Here is a 26,992-nt window from a genome sequence, read left to right on the forward strand (position 1 = left end):
CCGTAAGGGGAGGGTCGGCGGGGCCCTGGGGTCTTCTCTCTCAGCTTCGAGTTTCCAAGGAACGAGCCATGCCCAAGACGGCATACGTGCGCACCAAGCCGCACCTCAACATCGGCACCATGGGCCACGTCGACCACGGCAAGACCACCCTGACAGCCGCGATCACCAAGGTCCTCAGTGACCGCGGCACCGGCACGTTCGTCCCGTTCGACCGCATCGACCGGGCGCCGGAGGAGGCACAGCGCGGCATCACCATCAACATCGCGCACGTCGAGTACGAGACCGACACCCGCCACTACGCGCACATCGACATGCCCGGTCACGCCGACTATGTCAAGAACATGGTCACCGGCGCCGCGCAGCTCGACGGGGCGATTCTCGTCGTGTCCGCGCTCGACGGGATCATGCCGCAGACCGCCGAGCACGTCCTGCTCGCCCGCCAGGTCGGCGTCGACCACATCGTCGTCGCCCTCAACAAGGCCGACGCGGGCGACCCGGAACTGACCGACCTGGTCGAGCTGGAGGTCCGCGAGCTGCTCTCCGCGCACGGCTACGGCGGCGACACCGTCCCCGTGGTCCGCGTCTCGGGGCTGAAGGCGCTGGCCGGCGACCCGCGCTGGACCGCGTCCGTCGAGGCATTGCTGGACGCCGTCGACACGTACGTACCGATGCCGGTGCGCTACACCGACGCGCCGTTCCTGCTGCCGGTGGAGAACGTCCTGACCATCACCGGCCGGGGCACGGTCGTCACCGGAGCCGTCGAGCGCGGCACCGTCCGCGTCGGCGACCGGGTCTCCGTGCTCGGCGCGGACATCGAGACCGTCGTCACCGGCCTGGAGACCTTCGGCAAGCCGATGGAGTCCGCGCAGGCCGGTGACAACGTGGCGCTGCTCGTACGCGGGGTGGAGCGCGACCGGGTCCGCCGCGGCCACGTGGTGGCGGCGCCCGGCAGCGTGACGCCGAGCCGTCGTTTCACCGCGCAGGTGTACGTCCTGTCGGCGCGGGAAGGCGGCCGGACCACACCGGTCACCACCGGCTACCGGCCGCAGTTCTACATCCGTACGGCGGACGTCGTCGGGGACATCGACCTCGGCGAAGCGGCGGTGGCGCGCCCCGGCGACACGGTCACGATGACCGTCGAACTGGGCCGCGACACCCCGCTGGAGTCCGGGCTCGGCTTCGCGATCCGTGAGGGCGGCCGCACGGTCGGCGCGGGCACCGTCACCGACCTGCTCTGATCCGGGCGCCAAACCCGTCAACCGACCCCATGGGAGGCGGGTTTGGCGCCATGCGCGAGACTGACGGCATGACAGATATTGCACTGGTGCTCGGAGCGGGCGGTTCCACCGGCGGCGCATGGGAGACCGGCATTCTGCACGGCCTCGCCGAGGCGGGCGTGGACCTGTCCACCGCGGGTCTCGTCATCGGAAGCTCTGCCGGGGCCCTCGTCGGCGCCCAGCTCGCCTCCGGACTGCTCGGCCTCCCGGAACTGTACGCACGTCAGCTGGCCGATCCGCAGGGCGAGACCGGCGGGAAGCTCGGCACTGCCGCCCTCATGCGCTACGCCCGGGCGGTGCTGACGTCGCGTACCCCGGAGGCGTACGGGCAGAAGCTGGCCCGGATGGCGCGGGAGACCCGGACCGCCATCTCCGCAGCCGAACGGCAGGAGATGATCGCGAGCCGGCTCCTGTCGCCCGACTGGCCCGAGCGGCAGCTGCGGATCACCGCCGTCCGCGCGGACACGGGTGAACTCCACATCTTCGACAAGGACAGCGGTGTCCCGCTGGCCGACGCCGTTACTGCCAGCTGCGCGGTCCCCGCCGTCTGGCCGGTCGCCACCATCGACGGGCAGGACTGGATCGACGGCGGGGTGTACTCCCCGGCCAACGTTCATCTGGCCGCAGGGTATGAGCGCGTCGTCGTCATCGCACCGACGGCCAGTGACAACAAGGTGATCGTCTCCCCCCGGTCCCAGGCCACCGACCTCGAAGCGAAGGGTGCCCGGGTCGTGGTCATCACGCCGGACGCGGCCGCCAAGAAGGCATTCGGCCGCAATGTGCTCGACCCGAGCCGCCGGGCGGCCGCCGCCCGCGCCGGACTCGCGCAGTCCGCGGCGCACACCGAAGCGGTCGCCGCGGTCGTCGGCAGCTGAACCGGCACCCCACAATGGGGGAGTGAACGAGCCGATACCCGTGATCCGAGACGTGGACCAGGGCACCGCCAGACTCCTTCCCGACGTGGACCGGGACCGGGCCTGGCTGCTCACGGTCGACGGCGCACCCCAGTCGTACGTCGACCTCGACGATCCGGTCCACCTGGAGTTCGAGTACGCCCGACGGCTCGCCCACGTCCTGGACTGTGCCGCGGAACCGGACGCGCCTCTCGACGTACTCCATCTCGGCGGCGGCGCCCTCACCCTGCCCCGCTATGTCACCGCGACCCGGCCGGGTTCCCGGCAGGTCGTCGCCGAGGCCGACCTTGGTCTGCTCGCCCTGGTCGCCGAGCAGCTGCCACTCCCCGACGACAGCGGCATCACCGTGCACGGCACCGACGCCCGCGGACTGCTGGAACAGACGCCGCCCGGCACCGTCGACGTCCTGATCGCGGACGTGTTCGGCGGATCGCGCGTGCCCGCGCACCTCACCTCCGTCGAGTACGCGCAGGCGGCCGGGCGGGTTCTGCGGGACGACGGCATCTATGCCGCCAACCTCGCCGACGGCGCGCCCTTCGCATTCCTCCGCTCGCAACTGGCCAACTTCGCCGCCGTCTTCGAAGAGCTCGCGCTGATCGCCGAACCGGCGGTACTGCGCGGCCGGCGCTTCGGGAACCACGTCCTGGTCGCCTCCCGCAGCCCCCTCGACACCGCGGCCCTGGCCCGCCGCTGCGCCGCAGACGTATTCCCCGCCCGGGTCGAGCACGGCGCCGGTCTGGCCCGGCTCATCGGCGCGGCACGGCCGGTCGGGGACGCCGACGCGGTCGCCTCACCCGAGCCGCCCGGCGGTTCCTTCGGTATCGGCTGACAGCGTCTTCCCTGACGCAACCTCGATGGTTGCCGTCCGGCGGGTCAGGTTGCGTACGTCGGGTACGAACAGCACGGCCCCCGTGCAGAGCACGACCAGCGCCGCGCAGCCCCACAACGCCTGACCGCGCCCGACCAGGTTCTCCACCGGACCGGCCACCGCGGTGGCCAGCGGCAGCATCGCCACCGATCCGAACCAGTCGTACGCCGATACCCGCGACAACTTCTCCTCCGGGATCTCCTGATGCAGGGCCGTCATCCAGGAGACGCCGAACACCTCGATGGTCACGCCGCTGACGAACATCACCGCACCGAGTCCGGCCACCGGCAGCGGCACCGCCAGCGCCGCCGACGGCAGGGCCAGGGGGAAGACGCAGAGCGTCCCGGCGAGCAGGAGCCGCCGGGGTTTCCAGCGCATCATCAGCAGCGCCCCGCACAGCGTGCCGACCCCGAACGCGGCAAGCGCGAATCCCCAGGGGCGGGCGCCGCCGAGCTCGTCCCGGGCGACCAGTGGCCCATACACCGACTCGGCGGCACCGACCACGGCGACCACCACCGAGAACTGCGCCACGATCGACCACAGCCAGGGGCGGCCGATGAACTCCTGCCAGCCCTCGCGCAGATCGGACAGGAGTCCGCCGCCCGGCTCCCGCGCCGGGATGTGCGCGACATCCAGGAAGGCGCGCAGCGCACCGGCCACCGCGAAGGCCGCCGCGTCGACGGCCAGTACCCAGCCCGGATTCATCGCCGCGATCATGGCACCGCCGAGCGCGGCACCACCGATGGCGGCCCCGTGCATCGACATCCGGAAGAGTGCGAAGGCGCGGCCGGCCTGTTCGCCACTGACACTGGACATCAGCATGCCCTCGGCCGCCGGGTTGAAGAACGCCTGCCCGGTACCGCACAACGCGGTGAGCAGCATCATCTGCCACAGCTGCGGGTCGCCGGCCAGGACCAGCCAGGCGAACGCGCCCTGCGAGACACAGTTGAGCGCGTTCGCCGCCACCATCACCCGGTGGCGCGGCACCCGGTCCGCGATGGCGCCGCCGATGAGCAGGAACAGCACCAGCGGCGCGGTACGGGCGGCTGCCACCAGGCCGACGTCGCCGCCGTCGCCACCGGACTGCAGAACGGCGAACGCCGCCGCGATCAACGCACCGTGGGTACCCAGGCCGGTGATGATCGCGGCGGCGGTCAGCAGACTGTAGTTGCGGCCGGCCCAGGTGGGACGGCGGATGCGGGGACGGGGTATGCCGGCAGGAGTCACCGGGGAACTATCGCTGCCGGGCTCCCGCCCTGCCAAGTGCTTTGTGCCGGAGCGGGGGGGAGCACGTCAGGTCAGGAGGCGGTGACGTCGGTCAGCCGGACCGTGCTGAGGATCTTCATGATCGTGGCGTCCGGGAGCTCGTCCTTGACGGAGTCGGCACCGTAGAGGACCCAGGAGGAGAAGTCACCGTTCTTGTTCTTGAAGGTGAAGGCGAAGGTCTTGCCGTCGGAGTCGCACTTCTTCTTCTTCGTGACATTGGGGGCGGTGGCCGTCACGAGGCTGCCGGTCAGACCCGACTGGGTGGTGTACTTCTTCGCCTTGGTGAACTTGATGGTCTTCTGCGGCATGTGCTGCGCGTAGGCGGCCCATGCCCATGTCCCGGCCTCGCTGTGGGCGTTGGCGTCGGCGTCCGTGGCGCCCTCGGCGCCGCGGGTGCCCGCACTGGCCAGGCTGTACTCCTCCTTGGTCCCGTCCTTGTCCTCGTCGTCGACGCACCACTTTTTCTGGAAGTACGCCGGCGCGGAGAAGCCGATGAGGGGTGAGCCGTCGCCCTTCTTGTCGTCCTCGAAGTAAGAGAACGTCCCGGGCGCCCCGACCTCCCAGTCACCGGGTACGTCGAACTGGGTTCCCCACTTGGGGTTGGTGACGACCTTCCAGCCGGCGACGAGAGGCTTGGCGTCCCCATCGGTGCCCCGCGGGTTCGGCGCTGCGGAGGACGTGTCGGCGGACGGCTTTGCGGGCGACGACTTCCCGCCATCGGCGACGTCGGTGCCGCTCTTGTCGTCCTTGTTGATCACCACGACGCCAGTGACCACGGCGGCCACGACCACAGCGGTGGCTGCGACGATCGCGACGACGGTCGTCTTCTTCTTGTTGTCGCCCCCGGGCTGCGGTGCACCGGGCGGGCCCGAGACCGCGTACTGCGGCACGGTGGGCTGCTGGTACGGGTTCGGCTGCTGGTATCCCGGCTGCTGCCCCGGCTGGCCGTACTGCTGATATCCCGGCTGCTGATAGGGATTCGGCTGCTGGTATCCCGGCTGCTGGTAAGGATTCTGATTCTGGTTCTGCGGGTTTTGCTCGCCCCCGGGCGGCTGCTGTCCTGGCCACATGGCGAGTAACCATAGAGGGACGATTACCGGTCGCCTACGCCCGCCCCCGTGAAGGAACGGTCACGGCGGTGGCCACACGGATGCCGGGAGGTCGTGCGGGCGCGCTCCGGGGATGGCCAAACAGTCCTACTCGTGAGTAACCTTCTGCTCATGAGCACTGAACAGATGGCAGTCGGAGACATGCTCCTCGCGACGGTTCCGATGGCCAGGACCCTCAACCTCGAGTTCCTCGAGACGACTTCGGAGCGCGCCGTCGTCCGGATGCCGGACCAGGCCGACTACCACAACCACGTCGGCGGACCGCACGCCGGTGCGATGTTCACGCTCGCGGAGTCGGCCAGCGGCGCGATCGTCATCGCCGCCTTCGGGGACCAGATGTCCCGCGCCGTACCGCTCGCCGTGAAGGCGGAGATCGGCTACAAGAAGCTCGCGATGGGCGTCGTCACCGCCACCGCGACCCTCGGCCGGCCGGTGGCGGACGTCGTCGCCGAACTCGACGCGGGCAAGCGGCCCGAATTTCCTGTCGCCATCGAGATCCGGCGCGCGGACGGCGCGGTCACCGGCGAGATGACCGTCGTGTGGACGCTCCGCCCGAACGCCTGAGCGGCCTGCCTCCCCAACTGGGCCGTCCCACCCCATCGGGGGTGCGGGGCGGCCCATCGCACTGTCCGGGCAGGTGGCACGGCAGGTAGGCTGCCCGCCGTGCGCCGAGGAGTTGCCCGGCGGGCGACGGCACATCAGTACGGGAGGAACCGGCGTTGCACATCCAGGAGTGGCTGGAGACAGTCCCCGCGGTCAGCGTGTACGTCCTGGTGGGCGTCGTCATCGGTCTGGAGAGCCTGGGCATTCCGCTCCCGGGCGAGATCGTCCTTGTGAGCGCGGCGCTGCTGGCCGCCGGACACAGCGGCATCAATCCGGTGATCCTCGGTGTCTGCGCGACCGCCGGGGCGGTCATCGGGGACTCGATCGGATACGCCATCGGCCACAAGGGCGGCCGGCCGCTCCTCGCCCGGCTCGGCGGGAAGTTCCCCAAGCACTTCGGCGTGGACCAGATCGCCATGGCGGAGCGGTCGTTCCAGAAGTGGGGCATGTGGGCGGTGTTCTTCGGCCGCTTCGTCGCGCTGCTGCGTATCTTCGCCGGACCGCTGGCCGGCGTCCTGCGCATGCCGTACTGGAAGTTCCTGATCGCCAATGTGCTCGGCGGCATCGTCTGGGCGGGCGGGACCACAGCGGTCGTCTATTCGGTCGGAGTCGTCGCCGAGGCCTGGCTCAAGCGCTTCTCCTGGCTCGGCCTGGTGGTCGCCGTACTGGTCGGGCTGACCTCGATGCTTGTCCTCCGGCACCGGGCCAAGAAGGCGGCGGCCCAGTCCACCGACCGTATCGTGGCCGAGCCGGGGACGGTACCGGCAGCGGACTGAGCCGGGGCGGCCCGGCTCACCGGGCCGCCCGCTCGTCCGTCACTCAGCCCTCGTGCGCCTGACGGTGCGCCTTGGCCAGCTCCACGTACCCGACGGCATTGAACGTGATGCCCTCGAGCTCCTCCTCGGTCAGCTCGCGCTTGACCTTGGCGGGCACGCCCGCGACGAGCGAGCCCGGCGGCACCCTCATCCCCTGCGGCACCAGTGTCTGGGCCGCGATCAGCGAACCGGCGCCGATGTGCGCACCGTTGAGGACCGTGGCCCCCATGCCCACGAGAACATCGTCCTCGACGGTGCAGCCGTGCAGTACGGCGTTGTGCCCGACCGAGACGCGCTCGCCGACCGTGACGGGGAACCCGGGGTCGGCATGGACGCTGCAACTGTCCTGGATGTTGCTGCCGGCACCGATGGCGATGGGAGCGCAGTCGGCCCGCAGCACCGCCTGGTACCAGACGCTGGAGCCCGCTGCCAGGGTCACCTCGCCGATCACGACCGACGTCGGCGCGGTGAACGCGTCCGCGTCGATGTCCGGCTCGTGGCCGCCGATGCCCGTGATCAACGCCTTCTCTGCCATCGCCCGTTCCTCCGTGTCTGCGACCATGGTTGTCCGTTCGCGCCAGGGGAACGGTATGCGACAGCCGGGCGGCCGCCGGTGAGTGGGTTGAACATCACAAGGGGCCACGGTGACCGGCCCGGGTGCGCCGACTACGGTGAGCGAGTGCCCAAGAACAGCAACACGTTCTCCTCCCTCACCGCCTGGCGACGGCGCCTCCTGTCCCGAGCCGTCCACCGCGGCTGGCGTGCGGTACAGGAGGCCGGCGCGATCACCGCGGAACACCCGGGCGGGCTGCGGTTCGGCCGTATCGGCGAGGGGACCCGGCTGGCGTTCCCTCAGGGCACGGTCTTCGGGGAGCCGTGGATCGAGCTCGGCGACCACTGCATCATCGGCGAACAGGTCACCCTGACCGCCGGACTCATGCCGGACTTGGACCTCGGCTCGGAACCCATCCTGACCCTGGGGGACGGCGTGGTGCTCGGCCGGGGCAGCCACGTCGTCGCCGACACTACGGTGGCCATCGGCTCGAACACGTACTGCGGACCGTATGTCTACATCACGTCGACGAACCACAGCTACGACGATCCGCACGAGCCGGTCGGCCGGCAGTGGCCGCGCATGGAGCCGGTCACCATCGGACCCGGCTGCTGGATAGGTACGGGTGCGGTGGTCCTGCCGGGAGCCAGGCTCGGGCGCAACGTGGTGGTCGCGGCGGGTGCGGTGGTCCGTGGCGAGGTGCCCGACCATGCGGTCGTGGCCGGTGCGCCCGCACGCGTCGTACGCAGCTGGGATCCGGAGAAGGGCTGGCAGCCGCCCCTGCGCACACCCGCCCCGGTGCCGATCCCGGCGGGCGTGACGCCCGAGCAGCTGCTGGCCGTCGCGGAACTGGAAGACAGCTAGGGCCTCTCCTGGGGCATGCCCGGGCGGTGTCCGGCCCGATCCGACGGACACCCCTGGTGCGAGCCCGTCGACTAACCGGTGGCGAGCAGCACCGTTCCCACCAGAGCCAGTCCGGCCCCCGCCGCCTGCACTCCGCGCAGCCGCTCGCCCAGCACCCCGCGCGCGGCCAGGGCCGTGACCACGGGATAGAGCGAGGCGAGTACGGCGGCCACGGTGACCGGGCCGTGCTGCGCGGCGATCGAGTAGGTGCCGTTGGCCGCGACATCGGCGAGGCCGACGAACGCCAGGGCGGGCATCGAGGCCCGGATCACGGCCGCCCCGCCCACCTCGGGCAGCGCACGTCCTCCGCGGCGCACCGACACGAACAGAGCCGTACCGCCGACCGCGATATTGGTGAGGCGCTGCACGAAGAGCGCCAGGAACAGCCCGGAGACCGTCGTGGAAGCCTCCGCGATCAGCGACATCACCGTCCCGAAGCCGAACGCCGCCACCAGGGTCAGTACAACCGCCCGACGCTGGACCGGCGCCCCGCGCAGCTCCGGCCCGCCCGCCAGCACGATGCCCACGACTGCCACGGCGACGCCCGCGAACTGCAGCAGACCGGGGCGCTCACCGACGATCAGCCCGACACTCACCGGCACGGCGACGCCCAGCGATCCGAGCGGGGAGACGACCCCCATCGGACCGAGCGCCAGCGCCTTGTAGAAGCTCAGCATCGCGACCGGCCCGACGGCGCCCGCCGCGACGGCGAACCAGAGCTGCGGGCCTGACTCGCTCCAGCCCCCGGTCGCGACCACGACGACGCCCAGCACGAGGGCCGCCATGGTCTGCGAGACGATGACCACCGTGAGCGCGGGCACACGTCGCGTGAGCAGCCCGCCGCCGAAGTCGGCCAGCCCCCACAGCAGGCTGGTGGCCAGGGCGAACAGTGCTGTCATGACATGCCTCGCAGTACAGTGCGATGAACGGTTGGGTGCACCACACCGTAGTGCAGTATTTTCGACTCTGTCATCCAGAATATTGGACGGAATGTGTCTGACCTCGACCAGCTCACGCAGTCGCTCGCGCGTAACCTCAAGCGCTGGCGTGGCGAACGCGGCTTCACCCTGGATGCCCTCGCCGCCCGCGCGGGCGTCAGCCGAGGCATGATCATCCAGATCGAACAGGCGCGCACCAACCCGAGCGTCGGCACCACCGTCAAGCTGGCCGACGCGTTGGGCGTCAGCATCACCACCCTGCTCGACTACGAACAGGGTTCCCCTGTGCGGCTGGTGCCCGAGAGTCAGGCGGTGCGCATGTGGTCCACCGAGGCGGGCAGCTCCACGACTCTCCTCGTCGGCACGGAGGCCAGGGGTCCCCTCGAACTCTGGTCCTGGCGCCTGATGCCCGGAGAGGGCAGCGCCTCCGACCCGCATCCCGAAGGCACCGTCGAACTCCTGCACGTCACCGCGGGTGTGCTCACCCTGGTCGTCGACGGCGAGGAGCACTCCGTACCCGCAGGGACATCCGCCACCTTCGAGGCGCATCACCCGCATGTCTACCGCAACGACGGCGCCGAGCCCGCCGAGATCACCATGGCGGTCTCCATTCCTCCGGTGCGCTGAGTTCACCGGCTGAGACGGCCAACCGGATCCCGCGCAGGCCTTGTTACGTTGCTTCCATGCGCGCACCCATCGGCTCCTTCGAGAACGCAGGCCCCGCCGTCGACCGACTCGGCCTCCTCACCCCACCGGTCGCCAAGGCGGTGAGCGAGGGGTGGGGCGACGTCCCCGCCGACCGGATCCTGCACGTCGACACGGACCCGGCGATCGCGGACACGGCCGCCTTCGTCGAACACCACGGCGCCGAGCTGCTCGACAGCTCGGCCAACTGCGTCGTGGTGGCGGGCAAGCGCGGCGGCGATGTCACCCTGGCTGCCTGCGTCGTCCTCTCGCGCACCCGCGTCGACGTGAACGGGGCGGTCCGCAAGCACCTCGGCGCCCGCAAGGCCTCCTTCGCCTCCATGGACACGGCAGTCGGCGAGACCGGCATGGAGTACGGGGGGATCACCCCGATCGGACTCCCGGGCGAATGGCCCCTGCTGCTCGATCCCGCGGTGGTCGATCAGGAATGGGTCCTGATCGGCAGCGGCAGCCGCCGCGGCAAGCTGATCGTCCCGGGCAAGGCCCTGGCGTTGCTGCCGAACGCGGTGCTTGTCGAGGGGCTCGGCGTCCTGGTGGGCTGAGCCCGAAGACCTTCGGTGAATTGGTTCAACGTTTTGGCTCAACCGGCTGACCCGGCCCGCTCTCTGCGGGAGGCTTGGTCGAGTCGTGTGTCATGTCCGGGTCCGGGTCCTTGTGGGCTGAACGGTGGCCGACCGCTAGCTCGAAAGGGTGCGATGCGTTCTCGGTCGAAACTCCGGGGTCCAGTGGGGAGTTTGAGTGCCGGAGACATGCCTACACGCATATCAATGCGCCATTTGCCTGTCTTTAATCATATTTACCCCGCCAATGGGGAATGGAGATCTGCACCCATCGGTGACATGCGTGTCGCCGATGGGCCTCCATCGACATGAGAGGTTTAGATGAACACTACACTCGTCTCGGCGGCCGTCAGGCCGGGACTCACCCCGCGGCTTCCGGCCGCGCCTCGGGTGCCGCTCGCCAAGCGGGCGGCCGTCCAGAGCGGCGGGGCCCTGCCCGCATCGCTCAGTCGGCTGCTGTCGACCGACGCCGGGGCGAGCCCGCTGGTGATCGCAGCCTTTCAGTCGTCGGTCTGAGTAGCCGGGACAGAATTTCGCCATGGACCGGCCGTCGCCCTCGCTGAGCCAATTCGTACTTAAGATGCACAGTCGCTGTGATCTCGCGTGCGACCACTGCTATGTGTACGAGCATGCGGACACGAGTTGGCGCGGCCGGCCCAAGGTGGTGTCCGAGGACACTCTGGTCAGGGTGGCGGACCGCATTGCCGAGCACGCCCGGGCCCACCGACTGCCGGCCATCCACGTGGTGCTGCACGGCGGGGAGCCGCTGCTGGCCGGCCCGGACCGACTCCGCCGCGCGGCCGACGAGCTCTCCCGCGCACTGGACGGCGTCAGCGCACTCGATCTGCGCATCCATACCAACGGTGTGCTGCTCGACGAGAACTTCTTGGAGCTGTTCGCCGAGCTCGGCATCAAGGTCGGCGTGTCGCTGGACGGTGACAAGGCTTCGAACGACCGTCACCGCCGCTACGCCGACGGTCGCAGCAGCCACCCCCAGGTGCTGCGAGCCGTCGAACTGCTCAATCGGCCCGCCCACCGGCGGCTTTTCGCCGGCCTGCTCTGCACCATCGATGTGCGCAACGACCCGATCGCCGTCTACGACGCACTGGTCGCCCTCGACCCGCCACGCATCGACTTTCTTCTGCCGCACGCGACGTGGGACGTGCCGCCGCTCCGCCCCGGGGACTCGGCAACGCCCTACGCGGACTGGCTGTTCACCGTCTACCGTCGCTGGGACGCAGCGGGCCGGCCGGTCCCTGTACGGATGTTCGACTCCGTTCTGCGCACCCTGCGCGGCGAGAGCAGCCTCACCGAATCCCTCGGCCTGGCACCGGCTGACCTTGTCGTCATCGAGACCGACGGCACGTTCGAGCAGGCGGACAGCTTGAAGACGGCCTACGATGCCGCGCCCGCCACAGGTATGGATGTCGTCGCCAACACGCTCGACGACGTGCTCCGTCATCCCGGCATGCTCGCCAGGCAACAAGGCCTCCAGCAGCTGAGCAAGGAGTGCCGCACCTGCCCGGTCGTCAACTCCTGTGGTGGCGGCCTCTATGCCCACCGCTATCGGACCAGCAGCGGCTTCGACAACCCGTCCGTGTTCTGCCCCGATCTGATGGAACTGATCATGAGCATTCGCGACCGGGAGACCTCGGCGCCCATTCCGTCGGCGGGGCATGCCGAGCTCCTCGATGCCGTCCAACTGGACGAATTGGCCTCTGGTTTGGGTAGCGCGGAGACGGTGAGTCGGCTGGCCGCCGCCCAGCTGGACCTCAACTGGGACCTGCTGGCCGCGGTGAGCGAGCGCGCTCCGCGGACCGACCGGACAGCGACGGCAGCATGGCAGCTGATGGTCGACCTGGACGTCAGGGCGCCCGAGGCGCTGGACGCGGCGGTGGCTCACCCGTACACGCGGCCCTGGGCCCTGCGCATTCTGGAGGGCCGAGCTCCGCAGACCATCGCGTCCGGCCTCGCGGAGATCGCAGCTGTCGGTGCGATGCGGGCGCGCCAGGGCGACACGATCGCGGTGCCCGTGCGGGGCGGGCTGCTTCGGCTGCCGAGCCTCGGTTCGGTGATTCTTCCCGACGAGGCATCCGTCGCCGAGGTGACGGCGGACCCGGAGGGCTTCACGGTCCGGGCGGTCGGCTGCGAGATGCGCGTCGGCTGGGACGAAGGTCTGAACGGCCTCACCCCGCACTGGCATCCCGTCCGGATCGTGGAACGGCCCGGCTGGGCCGTCGCTCTGGAGGACACGGACCCCTTGCGCGACAGCCACCAGTGGCCGGTCACTGATCGGCTCTCCGCGGGCGAGGCGAAGGTGTGGGCGGAGGACCTGGCCGAGGCCTGGTCACTGATCCAGAGTGAACTGCCCGGTTACGCACCGGGCGTGGCAGCAGGACTCCGGGTCCTCACCCCTCTGCACGCGCCGGACGGCAGCGATGTCAGTGCCGCCTCCAGGGAGGCGTTCGGGGCGGTTGCGGCGGCGCGGCCCGAGACGCCCGATCTGCTGGCCCTGCTGATCGTCCACGAGTTCCAGCACGTCAAGCTGGGAGCGATCCTGGACAGCTTCGACCTGCATGAGCCCGTTGGCGACCGTCGGTTGTTCTACGCCCCCTGGCGCGACGATCCTCGACCGCTGGACGGTCTGCTCCAGGGGGCGTACGCGCATATCGCGGTGACGGACTTCTGGCGCGTAAGGAGACTGACCACGCAGGGGCAGGCGGCGCGCACGGCCGAGGCCCGGTTCGCCCGGTGGCGGGAGCAGACCGTCGGCGCCGTCCAGGTGCTTGCCGGGTCCGGCCTCCTGACACCGCTCGGCGACCGCTTCGTCGCAGGGATGGCCCGCACGGTCGAGAAATGGTCGGCGGAGGACGTCTCTCCCGCCGCGTCGGCTGAGGCGAGACGCTCCGCCGCACGACACCGCGCCGACTGGGAGGCGCGCAATCCGGCACGTGCCACGCACCGCTGACCGCACTTGGCTTCAAAAATGACGGATATGGCGGTAATTGATTGATCGACAGCGACATTTGCGTGGCAGGATCAACAATTAGGCGCGTTAGTGCTGTTCCGTCGATGATTCCCTCCTTCCTAGACTGAGCTTCCACACGTGGACCGGGGGAGACGTTGGATCTTGAGGCAGCGGGAGTGCGGGGAGCTGAGCCAAGACCGTACTTCTTTCTCAGTTACGCCCATACGCCCAGGAACGATCCAAAGGACAAGGACCCGAATCTCTGGGTCGAGCGGTTCTACCGGGACCTGTGTGCCCATGTTCTGCAACTGACGTCGCTGCCCGCCGGAGTGCCCGCCGGCTTTCTGGATCAACACATGCAGCCGGGCGAAGGATGGCAGGAGCGGCTCGCCGAATCCCTTGCGTACTGCAGGGTCTTCGTGCCGCTCTACTCGCCACGCTATTTTCTGAGTGAACAGTGCGGACGTGAGTGGTACGCATTCTCCAGCCGCGCGATCCATAACCAGGCGGCGCGGAACAATGGCAGCCAGATGTCCGGAATCGTGCCGGCGCTCTGGGTCCCCGTACCGCCGCGTCAGCTCCCGCAACCTGCCGAGCGGCTCCAGTTCAACCATGCGACCTTCGGCGACGACTACGCCGACGAGGGGTTCTACGGACTGATCAAGCTGCGCTATCTGCGCGACCAGTACGAACGCGCCGTCTATCTCCTGGCCAAACGCATAGTCAAGGTGGCGGAACAGACCCGGATGCCCGAAGGCGATCCCCACCAGGACTACGCCTCCGTGCCCAGTGCATTCGGGCCACCGGGGCCGGCGCGACAGATGGAGATCTCGGTCCTTGCCTGCGCCCGTTCCGATCTGCCGGCGGACCGCGCCCCCGACTGCTACGGACCGGCCCAGCGCGACTGGAACCCTTACCATCCCAAGTCGTCCAGGCCGCTGGTCGACCACGCAGTCGACCTCGTCCGCAATCTCGACTACCAGGTAAGGGTGGGGGACTTCGAGACCGAGGCGGAACGGCTGCTGGGGAGCGACCGCCCGACGGCTCCCGGGCTGCTCCTCCTGGACCGCTGGGCCCTCGACGTGCCCCACCGCAGGGAGCTGGTGCGGCGGTTGGGCGAGGTGGGACGCCCATGGATCAGCGTCATGGTGCCTTGGAACCGTGACGATCCCGACTCAGGCCGTCGCGAGTCCGAACTGCGTGCCGTGACCGAAGAGATGCTCGAACAGCGTTCCGAACAGGAGAGCGGCCACCGGTCGCATGGCGGAGGCGTTCCCACGCTTGAGGCGTTCAGCCAGGAACTGCCCGGCGCGGTGAAGGCCGCCGAACGGCACTACGCGGCCCACGCGGAGACCTTCCCTCCGCCGGGTGAGGGCGGTGGGATCCCCAGACTCCTGCTGGACGGCGTCGGTTACGGCTCGACGAGCGATTCCGTTCCACCTGTCCACGGCAAGGTCCACGACAAGGGCGGCGCCGACGACGGCGAAGCCTCCGAGGGGGAGGATCCATCGAATGACCGAGAACCGTGACGGGACCGTCGTCACCTTCTACTCGTACAAAGGGGGTACCGGCCGCACCATGGCACTTGCCAATACCGCCTGGATCCTCGCGGCGAACGGCCATCGTGTCCTGGCCGTGGACTGGGATCTCGAAGCGCCGGGGCTGCACCGGTTCTTCCACCCCTTTCTCGATCTTTCCGATCTGGCCGCCACGCCCGGGCTGATCAATCTGATCACCGAATACCAGGAAGAGGCCCGCAGGCCCGCGCCGCGTGACCCGGACTGGCACCGTGAATACGCTCGGGTCAGACCGCATGCGACCTCACTCAACTGGGCATTCCAGCACGGCGGAAGTCTCGACTTCCTTTCCGCGGGCCGTCGCAACCGGGACTATTCGTCGACCGTCGGCAGGATGGACTGGGACGACTTCTACGAGCGTTACGGCGGCGGCCAGTTCTTCGATGCCATGCGCGCCGACATGCAGAAGCACTACGACTTCACCTTGATCGACAGTCGGACCGGACTCAGCGATATCGCCGACATCTGCACCGTTCAGATGCCTCAGGTACTCGTGGTCTGTTTCACCCTGAGTGACCAGAGCATCGAGGGCGCGTCCGCCGTGGCCCGCGACATCGAGGAACGATTCCACGACAAGCACATCCGCATCCTTCCCGTGCCGATGCGGATCGACGACGGGGAGAAGGAGAAGGCCGACGCCGGGCGGGCACTTGCGAAGGACAGTTTTCCCGGCTTCCCCAGCGGACTCGGCAAAGAGGAACTCGCCAACTACTGGGGAACGGTGGAGATCCCCTATCGGCCCTTCTACGCGTACGAGGAGATCCTGGCCACCTTCGGGGACGCCCCCAACATCACCAGTTCCATGCTCACCGCCTGCGAGCGGCTCACCTCGGTGCTCACGGAGGGGCGGGTGAACACATTGCCGCCCATCGACGAGGCGGAACGGCTGGCCTATGTGTCGGCCTACACCCGCCGCAGGCCGGTGCCGCCGTCCAACATCGTCCTCACCTATGCGGCGGAGGACCAGATGTGGGCGGACTGGCTGGAAGCCGTCCTGCTCCGTGCCGGTTTCAATGTCATGCCCGTCGATGTCCGTACCCCCCATGCGGCGTGGACCGAAGCGGAGTGGGCGTCGCCCGGCGCCTACCGGATCGTCCCGGTCGTCTCGCAGGCGTACCAGAGTTCGAGCCTTGCCCGGAGCCTGTGGGAGTCGGTCCTGGGCTTCGACCCCTCGGACAGCCGACGCCAGCTCGTCCCGGTCCGGATCAGTGACGTACGGCTGACGCTTCCGCTCAACAGCCGGGGCATCGTCGATGTGGCCCGGCTGGACGAACGCGAAGCGGCCACCGCGGTGCTTACCGCCCTGGACCGGGCCGAATCCGCCGACGGGCCCCCGGTCGCGCCCGGCGGGCCCCGGTTTCCCGGAGCCGTCCCCGGGGTGTGGAATGTGCGGCCCCGGCACGCCTGGTTCACCGGACGCGGCTCCGTCCTGGAACGGCTGCGCGACCAATTACGCGGCAACGGCCGCTCGAACCAGCATCTGCCCCAGGTCCTGTACGGGCTCGGCGGCGTCGGCAAGACGCAGGTGGCGCGGGAGTACGCGCACCGGTTCCGGGCCGACTACGACCTGGTGTGGTGGGTCGAGGCCGAGCAGCCCGACCGGGTGGTGTCGTCATTGGCGGAACTGGCCGAGCGGATGGACCTGCGGGCCGGTGAAGTGGTCGCCGAAGCGGCCAGGGCGGCGCTGGACGCTCTGCGCAGTGGAGCGTCGTACGCCCGCTGGCTGCTGGTCTTCGACAATGTCGAGGACCTCGACCAGGCGCTTGCACTCTTTCCGGACGAGACCGGTCCAGTCTCCTCGGGTCTCTACGGTCATATTCTCGCCACCTGCCGCAACAAGCCGATATCCAGCCGGGTGGATGCGCTAGAGGTCGAGGTCTTCACTCGCGCCGAGTCCGTGGAACACCTCTGCCGAAGGGTCCGAAAGCTGCCCCCGCGCGACGCGGACCGGGTGGCCGAAGCAGTCGGCGACCTGCCCCTGGCGGTGGAGGTTGCGGCAGCCTGGCTCGCCGAGACAGCGACCCCGGTCGACGCCTACGTCGAACAGCTCAAGGAGCAGAGCACCAAAGTGCTCTCGCTCGGCAGGCTCGAGGACTACGCGCAGAAGATCGGCGCGACCTGGAACATCTCGATCGCCCGGCTGCGCAAGGAGTCCAGAGCGGCGGCCCGCCTGCTGGAACTGTGCTCGTTCTTCTCCGCCGAGCCGATCTCGATGACGCTCATCGGCAGCGACTCGATGTTCCGGTCCTTGCTGCCGTACGACCCCGATCTCCGTGAGCGGTACATGCTCGGCAGGGTCATCCAGGCACTCAACCGCTTCGCCCTGGCCAAGGTCGACCCGGCGGACAGCAGCATCCAGATCCACCGCCTCGTCCAGGCCGCCGTCCGGGCCGGACTGAGCGCCGAGGAGCGCACCACGGCGGTGCACGAGGTGCACCGCATCCTGGCGGAGGCCCGCCCCGCCCAGGGGGCGGACCAGGACAACCCGGTCAACGATCCGCAGAGCTGGCCGGCCTTCGAGCTGATCTGGCCGCACCTCGGCCCGTCGGGGATCGCCGACTGCGACGAGGCGGAGGCCCGGCAGCTCATGGTCGACCGGATCCGTTACCTACTCAAGCGAGGGGATCTGGAGAGCGCCCGGGTGCTGGGCACCCAGCTCAACGCTGCCTGGACCCAGGAGCTGGGCGAGGACGACCTGCAGACCCTGAATCTCCGCTTCGAACTGGCCAATGCCCTCCGTGCCCAGGGCCGCTACCAGGAAGCGAGGACGATGGACGAGGACACCCTCGCCCGGCAGACCCGGCTGCTGCGCGAGGACCACCCCAGCCTGCTGATCACCACCGGCAGTCTGGCCGCCGACCTCCGGGCACTCGGCCGGTTCGACGAGGCGCTGGCCCGGGACCGGAAGATCCATCACGTCATGGGCGAGACGTTCGGGGACATTCACCCGCGCACCCTCGTCGCCGCCCACAACCTGGCCATCGACTACCGCCTGACCGGCGACAGCGAAGCGGCGCGCAGGCTCGACGAACTCACGGTGGAGCGCCGCAGTACGCTGCTCGGGGTGGACCATCCGTACACCCTGACCACCAAGGGACACCTGGGCCGGGACCTGCGGGATGTCGGGGAGTACGCGTCCTCGGTACAGATCCTGCGCGAGGTCAAAGCCGCATTCGAGCGGGTCCTCAACGCGGATGTGCCGGAGGCGCTGCGTACCGCGAAGAGCCTTGCCGTCTCGCTCCGCAAGGCCGGCCAGCCGCACGAGGCGAAGCGGCTGACGGAGGAGACGTACAACCGCTACCGCGAGCGGTACGGAACGAAGGTTCCGGACGCTCTGGCCTGCGGGCTGAACCTCGCGGCCGACTTCTCCGCCCTCGGTGACAAGCAGGCAGCGCTCGATCTCGCCAACCAGGCGCTCGACGGTTACCGCAACACGCTCGGGGACGAGCACCCGTTCACCCTGGCCTGCCGCAATAACGTCGCCATCTACCTGCGCGGCATGGGCGCGGCCGGGGAGGCGGCGGAATGGGGCGAGGAGGTCCGGGCCGCTCTGGAGGAGAGCCTGGGCGCGCAGCATCCGTTCACCCTCTGCGCCGCGATCAACCTGGCCAACGCCTATGGCGACCTGAACCGGCCCGAAGCGGCAGAGAGGTGGGAACGGGCTTCCCTCGAAGGGCTGTTGGACCGTTACGGACCGAACCACCCGGACGTGCTGGCCTGCCGCTCCAACCTAGCGAACACCCTGCGCGCGCTGGACAGGGAGAGCGAGGCCGAGCAGCTGCGCGCCGAAGTTGTGTCCCTGGCCGTCGAACACCTGGGCGTGGACCATCCCATCGCGGTGGCAGCCCGCACCTGGCGGCGCATCAACCGGGATCTGGAGCCGCAGCCCGTGTGAGCGCGGGCCAGGGGGCGGGAGCCGCGAGGACGGACCGGTCCGTGCGGTACGGACCGGATCGTCCCGGGAGCTGGCGCGGCGGGGGTCACCCGGTGGCCCAGCTGAGCACGCGCGTCAGCACTCGCAACGCGCCGAAGTGCGCCGCACCGCGCTCCACCACCATCTCCGCACCCGGGATGTGCTCCGCCAGCCACCGGGTGTGCTGCACCGGGGCGAAGACATCGTCCTCGCCGTGCCAGAGAAGTACGGGTGAAGTGATGTCCTCAGGACGGAACTCCCAGTCCTTGCTGAACGACATGACATCGTCGACCCAGCCGTCGGCGGAATTGCGCAGACCCTCGGCGAAGTTACGGACCAGCATGGCCCTGATCCCGGTGTCCGACACGATGCCGCGGTCCGAATCGGGCAGCCCGCGGTGCATATCGGCGACCGAACCCATCGGGTCCGCCCGGATCGACGCGGAACGGCGCTCCAGGGCGGCCGTCAGCTGGTGGTGGCCCGCTGCGGCGTTGATGTATTCGCGCACGTTGGATTCGGTCATTCCGTCGAACCAGTCGAGGCCCTGGGCGTCACGCGGCGCCAGGCCCACCAGCGCGGCGGTGCGCGCCGTGCGCTCCGGCAGCAGCGCGGCACACGCGAGCGCGTGCGGTGCCCCACCGGACCGGCCGACCACCGCGAACCGGCCGATGCCGAGGGCGTCCGCGATTGCGGTGACGTCCGCGGCGACATGAGCCACCGACCGCCGAGGTAATCGGTGCGAGGCACCGTACCCGGGACGGTCGTACGTGATGAGATGGATGCCCAGCCGGTACAGGAGGGAGCTGCGCGGGGCCGGACCGAGTCTGCTGCCCGGCGTGCCGTGGAGCAGGAAGACCGGCCTGCCGTGCGGATTGCCGTAGTGCTCCACGGCCAAAGCGCGACCGTCCTCCGTGCGGATCAGCTGCTCCATCCGGTGCCTCCCCGTAAGGCCGATACGCGGCAAGTATGAGCGCAGGCTGACGTGTTGGTATAGACGCGCACAGGCCTTCTGCCCAGTGGCGGCTGTGCCGACGCGCCGCTACACCCGCCCCTTCCGCAGCGACGGGAGCCGGCGGGCCGCGAAGTCGACCGCGTCGGCGAAGTCGAAGAGGTGGGCGGTTGCCGAGCCCACCGGGCCGGTGCGTACCGCTGCGCCGTTGTCGGTGCGGGCGAACTCGGCCCCGAGCGCGGCGAAGTCGCTGTCGTCCAGTGCCACGTCCTCGTACTCCCACCAGTGGCGTCTGCCCCGGGTGGTCACCACGCAGCGGTAGGTGCGGCGCGGCGGGGTGGGGGCGCGGTACTCGCCGAGGTGGAACGCGGTGCAGGAGTCGAAACCGGTGCCCAGCAGCAGCACTTGAGCCCGTACGTCGTAGAGACAGCCCAGCGGTGAGTCCTCCCCGAGGTGGCAGTCGGGGCGGTGGTGCGCGACCAGCTTGCCGGCGAGGGGGCCGAGGGCGGCGAACGAGGTCTGGGGGTGGCTGCTGCGTGCCGCCCCCGGGGCCAGCCGTACGGTCTCCGCGAGACGGCCCATCGACGGTGCGGCCGTGGTGGCGGGGTCGAACGGCGGCATGCTCGCGCGGACCGCCTCCCGGGCGTGGTCGGTGAGGCCGCGGACCCGGTTGCGGTACTGGGGGGAGGTGTCGGAGTTCTCCGGTGTGAACGACGGGACGATCAGGGTGCCGTCCTCGCCGAGTGCGTCCCGCAGTGCACCGATCACGGCACCGGCCCCGCCGCTGACCGCTCCCACCGCTCGCATCGACGCATGCACCAGGAGGACGCCGCTCCGCTCCACGCCGAGCCGGGACAGCTGACCGGCCAGCCGGCTTCGGCGGTGGGCGACGTTCACGGCACTCGGCGCACTGATGACAGTCACAAGGGGGCATTCTCCCAGCGGAGTGTTATGCGTGACACCCCGCACATTCGGCCGAGGGGTGATATGCCGCTTATCGGTCCAGAAGGGGTATTTCAATCGCCGGGCAGTGGTCCATCACCATGTCGAGTCCGGCCGCCCGGGTGCGTTCGTACGCAGCGTCGTCGATCACGCCGAGCTGGAACCAGACCGCCTTCGCGCCGATCCTGACGGCCTCGTCCGCGACGGCGCCCGCCAGTCCGCCATTGACGAAGACGTCCACGACATCGACCGGGAACGGGATGTCGGCCAGCGACGCGTATCCCTTCTCGCCGTGCACCCGTTCCGCCTTGGGGTGCACCGGAACCACGCGCTTGCCGAATCGCTGGAGGACCGCGGCGACGCGGTAGGCCGCGCGCGACTCATTGTCGGACAGTCCGACCACGGCCCAGGTGTCGCCCGTGTCCAGGAGAATCCTGCGAATCGTCTCTGCGGCCTCTGCTGTCTCTGCGTACATGATCCGGACAACAGACTGCGGCCGCGGGCCATTCCCGCTGCTGCGCATAGGGTGGACGGATGCAGGAGCAGTACCGGACAGTCGCCCGCGCGGGCGTGCACGAGACCGAGATCAACCGATCGCGTTTCATCTGCACGCTCGCCCCCGCCGCCACCGAGCAGGAGGCGCAGGACTTCGTCGCACGCATCCGCAGGGAACACCCGACCGCCACCCACAACTGCTTCGCGTACGTGATCGGCGCCGACGCCTCCGTACAGAAGGCCAGTGACGACGGGGAGCCCGGCGGCACCGCGGGCGTGCCCATGCTGCAGATGCTGATGCGCCGGGAGATGCGATACGTCGCCGCCGTCGTCACCCGCTACTACGGCGGGGTGAAGCTCGGCGCCGGAGGGCTCATCCGGGCGTACGGAGGAGCGGTCGGCGAGGCGCTCGACGAGCTCGGCACGATCACCCGGCAGCGGTTCCGGCTCGCCACGGTCACCGTCGGCCACCAGCGGGCAGGCAGGCTCCAGAACGATCTGCGCGCCACCGGACGGGCCGTCCGGGAGGTCCGGTACCAGGAAGCGGTGGTCATCGAGATCGGGCTGCCGGACGCGGATGTCGAGGACTTCCGGCGCTGGCTGGCCGATACGACGGCGGGTGAGGCGCTGCTGGAGCTGGGCGGCGAGGCGTACGGGGACGCCTGAACGCGCTCGGCGGGGTGGGACGGCTCGACATCGGAACGCGGTCGATCTTCTTCGCTGAACACGTCGGAGGCTGTTCGTAGCGATGGGAGACTGTGAGCTGTGAGGAAGCAGGTTCGTGAGGGATCAGGGGCGCAGCGACGGCGTTAGCGTGGTCGGTGCCGGCCGTGTGCTCCTGCGCCGGTCCGGCGCGGCTCCCGGGCACGGCCGGCGCGGACGCTGGGTGCGAAGGAAGAGAAACATGCAGGTCGGAGCCAGGTCTTGAGGATTCTGCACACATCGGACTGGCACCTGGGGCGGTCGTTCCACCGCGTCTCGCTGCTGGAGGCACAGGCCGCCTATCTCGATCATCTGGTGGCGGCCGTCCATGAGTACGAGGTCGATGCCGTCGTCGTCGCGGGTGATGTGTACGACAGAGCCGTGCCCCCGCTCTCCGCCGTCGAGCTCTTCGACCGGGCCCTGCACCGGCTCGCCGCCGCGGGCGTACCCACGGTGATGATCTCCGGCAACCACGACTCGGCCCGCAGGCTCGGCGTCGGTGCGGGACTGATCGGACGGGCCGGTATCCATCTGCGCACCGACCCGGCGGAGTGCGCCACCCCCGTCGTCCTGCACGACGAGCACGGCGATGTGGCGTTCTATGGGCTGCCCTACCTCGAACCGGCCCTCGTCAAGGACGTGTTCAAGGCGGAGCGGGCCGGACACGAAGCGGTGCTGACCGCCGCCATGGACCGGGTCCGTGCCGACCTCGCCACCCGGCCGGAATCCACCCGCTCCGTGGTCCTCGCCCACGCCTTCGTCGCGGGCGGCGAACCCAGTGACAGCGAGCGTGACATCACCATCGGCGGTGTGGCCTCTGTACCCGCCGGAGTCTTCGACGGCGTCGACTACACGGCGCTCGGCCATCTGCACGGCTCCCAGGCCGTCACCGACCGGGTGCGCTACTCCGGCTCACCCCTCGCGTTCTCCTTCTCCGAGGTCGCCCACCGCAAGACGATGTGGCTGATCGACCTCGGAGCCACCGGAACGATCACCGCCGAGCGGATCGACTGCCCGGTGCCCCGCCCGCTCGCCCGGCTCCGCGGCCGCCTCGACACCTTGCTCGACGACCCCGCGCTGGCCCGGCACGAGGAGGCATGGGTGGAGGCGACCCTCACCGACCCGGTCCGTCCGGACGAACCGATGGCCCGCCTCCTGGACAGGTTTCCGCACACCCTGAGCCTCGTCTTCGAACCCGAGCGGGCCCCCGAGGACCCGCTCGCCTCGTACGCACAGCGCCTCAGAGGGCGCGACGACCAGCAGATCGCGGAGGACTTCGTGGCGCATGTCCGGGGCGGGAACGGGGCGGACGACCAGGAGCGCACAGTGCTCCGCGGCGCCTTCGACCACGTGCGGGTGGACGACGGCGTGCGCGAGGTGAACCGTTGAGACTCCACCGGCTCACCCTCACCGCCTTCGGCCCGTTCGGCGCCACCCAGGAAGTCGACTTCGACGCGCTCTCCGCCGCCGGGCTCTTTCTGCTGCACGGACCCACCGGGGCGGGGAAGACCTCCGTCCTCGACGCCGTCTGCTACGGGCTGTACGGCGCGGTGCCCGGAGCCCGCCAGAGCCCCGGCACCTCACTGCGCAGCGATCACGCCCCGGCCGGCCTCCCCACCGAGGTCCGGCTGGAACTGACCGTCGGCGGACGGCATCTGGAGATCACCCGGCGCCCTGCCCAGCCCCGCCCCAAGAAGAAGGGCGAGGGCTTCACCACGGAGAAGGCGCAGACCTGGCTGCGCGAGTACGACCCCGAGCACGGCTGGCGGGCGCTCAGCCGCTCCCACCAGGAGATCGGCGAGGAGATCACCCAGCTCGTCGGGATGAGCCGGGACCAGTTCTGCCAGGTGGTGCTGCTGCCGCAGGGCGACTTCGCACGCTTCCTGCGCGCCGACGCCGAAGCCCGCGGCAAACTGCTCGGCAGGCTCTTCGACACCCGCCGATTCGCGGCCGTCGAGGAACGGCTCACCGAACTGCGCCGCACCACCGAGACGCAGGTCAAGGCCGGGGACGAGCAGATCCTCGGGATCGCCCAGCGAATCGCCCAGGCTGCCGGACCGGCTGGCGGTGAACTGCCCCTGCCGGACGCCCGGCCCGGCGATCCGGGACTCACGGACGGCGTACTGGAGTGGGCTGCGGCGGCCCGCAGCAACGCCCGGGAACGGCTCGACATCGCCGAGTCCGTACTCTCCGCCGCCGAGAGCGGGCAGGCCCTCGCCCGCCGCGAACTCGACACCGCACGCGAACTCGCCAGACTCCAGCAGCGGTACGAGGAGACGCGTCGCCGCGCCTGTGAGCTCGAAGCCCGCCGCCCCGAGCGCGACCGGCAGCGCGAGCGGCTCGAACGGGCGCGCAAGGCAGAACTCGTCGCCCCCGCACTGGAGTTGCGCGACGACGCCGAGCGTGCCTACCGGGCTGCCGGAGAGGCCCGTGACCGCGCCCGCGCCCAGTTGCCCGACACCCTTGTCGACGCGGGTGCCGAGCAGTTGGCAACCCTGGAACGCAGGCTCCGGCAGGAGCTCGGCGGTCTCGACGCCGCGCGTCGAGCCGAGCGGCGCAACGCGGAGATCGACACCGAGCGGGCCGAACTGGAACGCCAGGCCCGCGCCGACGACGAGCTGGTCCAGGAAGCGGAAGGCTGGCTGGCGGGCTGGGAGTCCACCCGCCGCGAACTGCAGGAACGCATCGAGACGGCACAGGAGTCCGCGACCCGCGCCGAACACCTTGCGGGACGGCTCGAGCCGGCCCGCCGCCGCCTGGACGCGGCCCGTCGCCGCGACGCGCTCGCGGCCGAGGCGACGGATGCGGCCGACCGGCTGGCCGCGGCCCGCGAGCGCGCCCTGGGCGCACACGAGAGGTGGCTTGGGCTGCGCGAACAGCGGCTGCGCGACATCGCCGCCGAACTCGCGGCGGAACTCGTCGACGGCGAGGCATGCAAGGTCTGCGGGTCGGGCGACCACCCGGATCCCGCGCGTGCGGCGGACGGGCATGTCGACCGGGCAGCCGAGGAGACGGCTCTCGCCGTGTACCGGCGGGCCGAGCAGGCGCGTACGGAGGCGGACCGGGAGCTCGGAGCCGTACGGGAGAAGCACGCGGCGGCGCGTGCCGCGGCGCTCCCCGTGGTGGGGACCGCTGCCGATGATGCCACTGACCCCGAAGCTGCCGGGACGGCCGATGGCGGTCCCCATGCTACTGAACCAACCGTCGTCGAACTCGAGCAGCTGGTAGCCGAGTTGGCGGCCGATCATTCCCGTGCGCACCGTACCGCCGCCGGAATGCACGCCGCGCGCGAGGCCCTCGCGGTCGCCGAACGGGAGCAGAGCGAGAGGCTCGAAGCGCGGCAGCAGGCCGAGCGCCGCTCGGCCGCCCGGATTTCGCGGCGGGAAGGGCTCGATCGGGAACAGGCGGGCCTGGAAGCCGAGTTGACGGCAGCTCGCGGTGAATCCGGCAGCGTCGCCGCGCACGCCGCCCTGCTGGAACGCCGGGTGGCTCTGCTCGCCGACGCCGCCGAGGCGGTGCGCGCCGAGGAGCTGGCGGCGCGGCGCAGCAAGGAGGCCGACGGCCGGCTCGCCGACGCCGCGTTCCGGGCTGGGTTCGACACCCCTGAGGCTGCCGCTGCCACCCTGCTCACGGACGCCGAGCACCGCGACATCCAGCACCGGATCGATGCCTGGCAGGCCGAGGCCGCAGCCGTCGCCGAACGGCTCGCCGAGCCCGAGACCCGCGCCGCCGCCGAGTACCCGGAGGCCGACCCCGACGCCGCACGGGCCGCGTACGACGTGGCCGAGGGACGACTGCGGAGCGCCGCCGCCACGCTCGCCGCCGCCCGGGAGCGCTGCGCCGAACTCGGCCGGCTGTCCCGCCGGGCGGCGGAGGACGTGCGCACGCTCGGACCGCTGCGCGACGAGTACGACCGGGTTGCCCGGCTGGCCGGGCTCACCGCAGGCACTTCCGCGGACAACGAACGGAAGATGCGGCTGGAGTCGTACGTTCTTGCCGCCCGGCTCGAACAGGTCGCCGCCGCCGCCACCGCAAGGCTGCAGCGGATGTCGTCGGGCCGCTACACGCTCGTCCACTCCGACGCCCGTACCGGAGGCCGCCGGTCCGGCCTCGGGCTGCATGTCGTCGACGCCTGGACCGGCCGTGAGCGCGACACGGCGACGCTCTCGGGCGGCGAGACGTTCTTCGCCTCCCTGGCCCTGGCGCTCGGTCTCGCCGACGTCGTCACCGACGAGGCGGGAGGGGTCCGGCTGGACACACTCTTCATCGACGAGGGGTTCGGCAGCCTCGACGACCAGACCCTGGACGAGGTCCTCGACGTACTGGACTCGCTGCGTGAGCGGGACCGCAGCGTCGGTATCGTCAGCCACGTCGGCGATCTGCGCCGCCGTATCCCCGCTCAGCTCGAAGTGGTCAAGGAGCGGCACGGGTCGGCGGTGTTCCACCGCGGGGCCGGCGGGGTCAGCGGCTGATCGGCCGCCGTGGGAGGGGCGAGGAGTAGACGACGCTGGTGGTGACGGAACCGAGCGTGCCGATCTTCCCCGCGACCTCCTCCAGGTGGCTCATCGAGCGAGTCGTGACCTTCAGCACGAAGCAGTCGTCGCCGGTGACATGGTGGGCTTCCACGATCTCGGGCGTCGCGTCGAGAAGATCGTGGAACGGCTTGTAGTTGCCGTTCGGATAGCGCAGCCGTACGAGGGCGAGAATCGGCAGTCCGAGCGCCTCCGGGTCCACCACGGCGGCGTAACCACTGATGATTCCCGCTTCCTCGAGGCGGCGCACCCGCTCCGTCACCGCGCTCGGGGACATCGCGACGGCGCGGGCCAGTTCGGCGAAGGTCGCCCGTCCCTCGCGCTGCAGGACATCGAGGATGCGCCAGTCGGTGGCGTCCGGGGAATAGTCGGTCATACCTCAGAGACAACAGTGGATTCCCCG

General features: G+C 70.1%; 23 protein-coding genes. 15 read left to right on the forward strand and 8 right to left on the reverse strand.

Features of this window, described 5'->3' with window-relative positions; all coding sequences use genetic code 11:
* The first annotated feature begins 68 nt into the window (after positions 1 to 68).
* From tuf to ACNPQM_RS28350, 3 genes are all read left to right on the forward strand, one after another.
* Positions 69 to 1,238 carry an elongation factor Tu gene (tuf, locus tag ACNPQM_RS28340; RefSeq protein ID WP_358856174.1) on the forward strand — a complete coding sequence of 390 codons (1,170 nt, stop codon included), beginning with the start codon at positions 69 to 71 and terminating at the stop codon, positions 1,236 to 1,238.
* Between the two features lie 68 nt (positions 1,239 to 1,306).
* On the forward strand, positions 1,307 to 2,152 hold the full coding sequence (locus tag ACNPQM_RS28345; RefSeq protein WP_418086193.1) for a patatin-like phospholipase family protein: 846 nt from the start codon (positions 1,307 to 1,309) through the stop codon (positions 2,150 to 2,152).
* 22 nt (positions 2,153 to 2,174) lie between these two features.
* On the forward strand, positions 2,175 to 3,020 hold the full coding sequence (locus ACNPQM_RS28350) for a spermidine synthase (protein ID WP_418086194.1): 846 nt from the start codon (positions 2,175 to 2,177) through the stop codon (positions 3,018 to 3,020).
* On the opposite strand, the gene ACNPQM_RS28355 is transcribed toward ACNPQM_RS28350, so the two are convergent.
* On the reverse strand, positions 2,982 to 4,286 hold the full coding sequence (locus ACNPQM_RS28355; protein WP_418086195.1) for an MFS transporter: 1,305 nt from the start codon (positions 4,284 to 4,286) through the stop codon (positions 2,982 to 2,984). The genes ACNPQM_RS28350 and ACNPQM_RS28355 overlap by 39 nt on opposite strands.
* A 71-nt stretch (positions 4,287 to 4,357) precedes the next feature.
* A complete protein-coding gene (locus tag ACNPQM_RS28360) occupies positions 4,358 to 5,395 on the reverse strand; it encodes a hypothetical protein (protein ID WP_418086196.1) in 1,038 nt (345 codons plus the stop codon).
* A 165-nt stretch (positions 5,396 to 5,560) separates the two neighbouring features.
* On the opposite strand from ACNPQM_RS28360, the gene ACNPQM_RS28365 reads away from it, so the two are divergent.
* Positions 5,561 to 5,998, forward strand: coding sequence for a DUF4442 domain-containing protein (locus ACNPQM_RS28365; RefSeq protein ID WP_358856277.1), 438 nt, complete (start codon positions 5,561 to 5,563; stop codon positions 5,996 to 5,998).
* A 155-nt stretch (positions 5,999 to 6,153) separates the two neighbouring features.
* Positions 6,154 to 6,813, forward strand: a complete 660-nt coding sequence (locus ACNPQM_RS28370) for a DedA family protein (RefSeq protein WP_358856169.1) — start codon at positions 6,154 to 6,156, stop codon at positions 6,811 to 6,813.
* A 43-nt stretch (positions 6,814 to 6,856) separates the two neighbouring features.
* Here ACNPQM_RS28370 and ACNPQM_RS28375 read toward each other — a convergent pair whose 3' ends face one another.
* Positions 6,857 to 7,387, reverse strand: a complete 531-nt coding sequence (locus tag ACNPQM_RS28375) for a gamma carbonic anhydrase family protein (protein ID WP_418086197.1) — start codon at positions 7,385 to 7,387, stop codon at positions 6,857 to 6,859.
* 144 nt (positions 7,388 to 7,531) lie between these two features.
* Between ACNPQM_RS28375 and ACNPQM_RS28380 the strand changes: the two genes are divergently transcribed.
* A complete protein-coding gene (locus tag ACNPQM_RS28380) occupies positions 7,532 to 8,269 on the forward strand; it encodes an acyltransferase (protein WP_366134086.1) in 738 nt (245 codons plus the stop codon).
* 71 nt (positions 8,270 to 8,340) lie between these two features.
* Here ACNPQM_RS28380 and ACNPQM_RS28385 read toward each other — a convergent pair whose 3' ends face one another.
* Positions 8,341 to 9,207, reverse strand: a complete 867-nt coding sequence (locus ACNPQM_RS28385; protein WP_418086198.1) for an EamA family transporter — start codon at positions 9,205 to 9,207, stop codon at positions 8,341 to 8,343.
* A gap of 93 nt (positions 9,208 to 9,300) precedes the next feature.
* Between ACNPQM_RS28385 and ACNPQM_RS28390 the strand changes: the two genes are divergently transcribed.
* The 6 genes from ACNPQM_RS28390 to fxsT all read left to right on the forward strand — a co-directional run bounded on the left by ACNPQM_RS28390 (position 9,301) and on the right by fxsT (position 18,951).
* Positions 9,301 to 9,873 carry a helix-turn-helix domain-containing protein gene (locus tag ACNPQM_RS28390; RefSeq protein WP_418086199.1) on the forward strand — a complete coding sequence of 191 codons (573 nt, stop codon included), beginning with the start codon at positions 9,301 to 9,303 and terminating at the stop codon, positions 9,871 to 9,873.
* 56 nt (positions 9,874 to 9,929) lie between these two features.
* Complete coding sequence (locus ACNPQM_RS28395) at positions 9,930 to 10,493, forward strand: YbaK/EbsC family protein (RefSeq protein WP_418086200.1); 564 nt, start codon at positions 9,930 to 9,932, stop codon at positions 10,491 to 10,493.
* Positions 10,494 to 10,832: 339 nt separating this feature from the next.
* Entirely contained in the window at positions 10,833 to 11,027 is a 195-nt protein-coding gene (locus tag ACNPQM_RS28400) for a hypothetical protein (RefSeq protein ID WP_037690465.1), read from the forward strand.
* A 22-nt stretch (positions 11,028 to 11,049) separates the two neighbouring features.
* Positions 11,050 to 13,479, forward strand: a complete 2,430-nt coding sequence (locus ACNPQM_RS28405) for an FxsB family cyclophane-forming radical SAM/SPASM peptide maturase (protein ID WP_418086201.1) — start codon at positions 11,050 to 11,052, stop codon at positions 13,477 to 13,479.
* A 176-nt stretch (positions 13,480 to 13,655) separates the two neighbouring features.
* Positions 13,656 to 15,008: a TIR-like protein FxsC gene (locus tag ACNPQM_RS28410; RefSeq protein WP_418086223.1), complete on the forward strand. Its 1,353-nt coding sequence runs from the start codon at positions 13,656 to 13,658 to the stop codon at positions 15,006 to 15,008.
* Entirely contained in the window at positions 14,992 to 18,951 is a 3,960-nt protein-coding gene (gene fxsT / locus ACNPQM_RS28415; RefSeq protein WP_418086202.1) for an FxSxx-COOH system tetratricopeptide repeat protein, read from the forward strand. The genes ACNPQM_RS28410 and fxsT overlap by 17 nt, the downstream gene beginning before the upstream one ends.
* An 85-nt stretch (positions 18,952 to 19,036) precedes the next feature.
* On the opposite strand, the gene ACNPQM_RS28420 is transcribed toward fxsT, so the two are convergent.
* The 3 genes from ACNPQM_RS28420 to ACNPQM_RS28430 all read right to left on the reverse strand — a co-directional run bounded on the left by ACNPQM_RS28420 (position 19,037) and on the right by ACNPQM_RS28430 (position 21,335).
* Positions 19,037 to 19,900, reverse strand: coding sequence for an alpha/beta fold hydrolase (locus tag ACNPQM_RS28420; protein WP_418086203.1), 864 nt, complete (start codon positions 19,898 to 19,900; stop codon positions 19,037 to 19,039).
* A gap of 108 nt (positions 19,901 to 20,008) precedes the next feature.
* Complete coding sequence (locus ACNPQM_RS28425) at positions 20,009 to 20,833, reverse strand: aminoglycoside N(3)-acetyltransferase (RefSeq protein ID WP_418086224.1); 825 nt, start codon at positions 20,831 to 20,833, stop codon at positions 20,009 to 20,011.
* Positions 20,834 to 20,912: 79 nt separating this feature from the next.
* Positions 20,913 to 21,335 carry a CoA-binding protein gene (locus ACNPQM_RS28430; protein ID WP_418086204.1) on the reverse strand — a complete coding sequence of 141 codons (423 nt, stop codon included), beginning with the start codon at positions 21,333 to 21,335 and terminating at the stop codon, positions 20,913 to 20,915.
* 59 nt (positions 21,336 to 21,394) lie between these two features.
* On the opposite strand from ACNPQM_RS28430, the gene ACNPQM_RS28435 reads away from it, so the two are divergent.
* From ACNPQM_RS28435 to ACNPQM_RS28445, 3 genes are all read left to right on the forward strand, one after another.
* Positions 21,395 to 22,021: a YigZ family protein gene (locus ACNPQM_RS28435; protein WP_418086205.1), complete on the forward strand. Its 627-nt coding sequence runs from the start codon at positions 21,395 to 21,397 to the stop codon at positions 22,019 to 22,021.
* Positions 22,022 to 22,279: 258 nt separating this feature from the next.
* Positions 22,280 to 23,446, forward strand: coding sequence for an exonuclease SbcCD subunit D (locus ACNPQM_RS28440; protein ID WP_418086206.1), 1,167 nt, complete (start codon positions 22,280 to 22,282; stop codon positions 23,444 to 23,446).
* Positions 23,443 to 26,529: an AAA family ATPase gene (locus ACNPQM_RS28445; protein ID WP_418086207.1), complete on the forward strand. Its 3,087-nt coding sequence runs from the start codon at positions 23,443 to 23,445 to the stop codon at positions 26,527 to 26,529. Before ACNPQM_RS28440 ends, ACNPQM_RS28445 begins: the two co-directional genes overlap by 4 nt.
* Here the strand turns inward: ACNPQM_RS28445 and ACNPQM_RS28450 are convergent.
* Positions 26,519 to 26,965 (reverse strand): Lrp/AsnC family transcriptional regulator, encoded by a 447-nt coding sequence (locus ACNPQM_RS28450; RefSeq protein WP_358856159.1) that lies wholly within the window; start codon positions 26,963 to 26,965, stop codon positions 26,519 to 26,521. The two genes, ACNPQM_RS28445 and ACNPQM_RS28450, sit on opposite strands and share 11 nt — an antisense overlap.
* Positions 26,966 to 26,992: the final 27 nt, after the last annotated feature.

The organism is Streptomyces sp. NPDC056231, from assembly GCF_048270745.1.
Classification (GTDB): Bacteria; Actinomycetota; Actinomycetes; order Streptomycetales; family Streptomycetaceae; genus Streptomyces.

What these genes read in the sequence shown, in the direction of transcription:
- tuf (WP_358856174.1), top strand. Translation starts at nt 69, where the DNA reads ATGCCCAAGACGGCATACGTGCGCACCAAGCCGCACCTCAACATCGGC.
- ACNPQM_RS28345 (WP_418086193.1), top strand. Translation starts at nt 1,307, where the DNA reads ATGACAGATATTGCACTGGTGCTCGGAGCGGGCGGTTCCACCGGCGGC.
- ACNPQM_RS28360 (WP_418086196.1), bottom strand. Translation starts at nt 5,395, where the DNA reads ATGTGGCCAGGACAGCAGCCGCCCGGGGGCGAGCAAAACCCGCAGAAC.
- ACNPQM_RS28365 (WP_358856277.1), top strand. Translation starts at nt 5,561, where the DNA reads ATGGCAGTCGGAGACATGCTCCTCGCGACGGTTCCGATGGCCAGGACC.
- ACNPQM_RS28375 (WP_418086197.1), bottom strand. Translation starts at nt 7,387, where the DNA reads ATGGCAGAGAAGGCGTTGATCACGGGCATCGGCGGCCACGAGCCGGAC.
- ACNPQM_RS28385 (WP_418086198.1), bottom strand. Translation starts at nt 9,207, where the DNA reads ATGACAGCACTGTTCGCCCTGGCCACCAGCCTGCTGTGGGGGCTGGCC.
- ACNPQM_RS28395 (WP_418086200.1), top strand. Translation starts at nt 9,930, where the DNA reads ATGCGCGCACCCATCGGCTCCTTCGAGAACGCAGGCCCCGCCGTCGAC.
- ACNPQM_RS28400 (WP_037690465.1), top strand. Translation starts at nt 10,833, where the DNA reads ATGAACACTACACTCGTCTCGGCGGCCGTCAGGCCGGGACTCACCCCG.
- ACNPQM_RS28405 (WP_418086201.1), top strand. Translation starts at nt 11,050, where the DNA reads ATGGACCGGCCGTCGCCCTCGCTGAGCCAATTCGTACTTAAGATGCAC.
- fxsT (WP_418086202.1), top strand. Translation starts at nt 14,992, where the DNA reads ATGACCGAGAACCGTGACGGGACCGTCGTCACCTTCTACTCGTACAAA.
- ACNPQM_RS28420 (WP_418086203.1), bottom strand. Translation starts at nt 19,900, where the DNA reads ATGGAGCAGCTGATCCGCACGGAGGACGGTCGCGCTTTGGCCGTGGAG.
- ACNPQM_RS28430 (WP_418086204.1), bottom strand. Translation starts at nt 21,335, where the DNA reads ATGTACGCAGAGACAGCAGAGGCCGCAGAGACGATTCGCAGGATTCTC.
- ACNPQM_RS28435 (WP_418086205.1), top strand. Translation starts at nt 21,395, where the DNA reads ATGCAGGAGCAGTACCGGACAGTCGCCCGCGCGGGCGTGCACGAGACC.
- ACNPQM_RS28450 (WP_358856159.1), bottom strand. Translation starts at nt 26,965, where the DNA reads ATGACCGACTATTCCCCGGACGCCACCGACTGGCGCATCCTCGATGTC.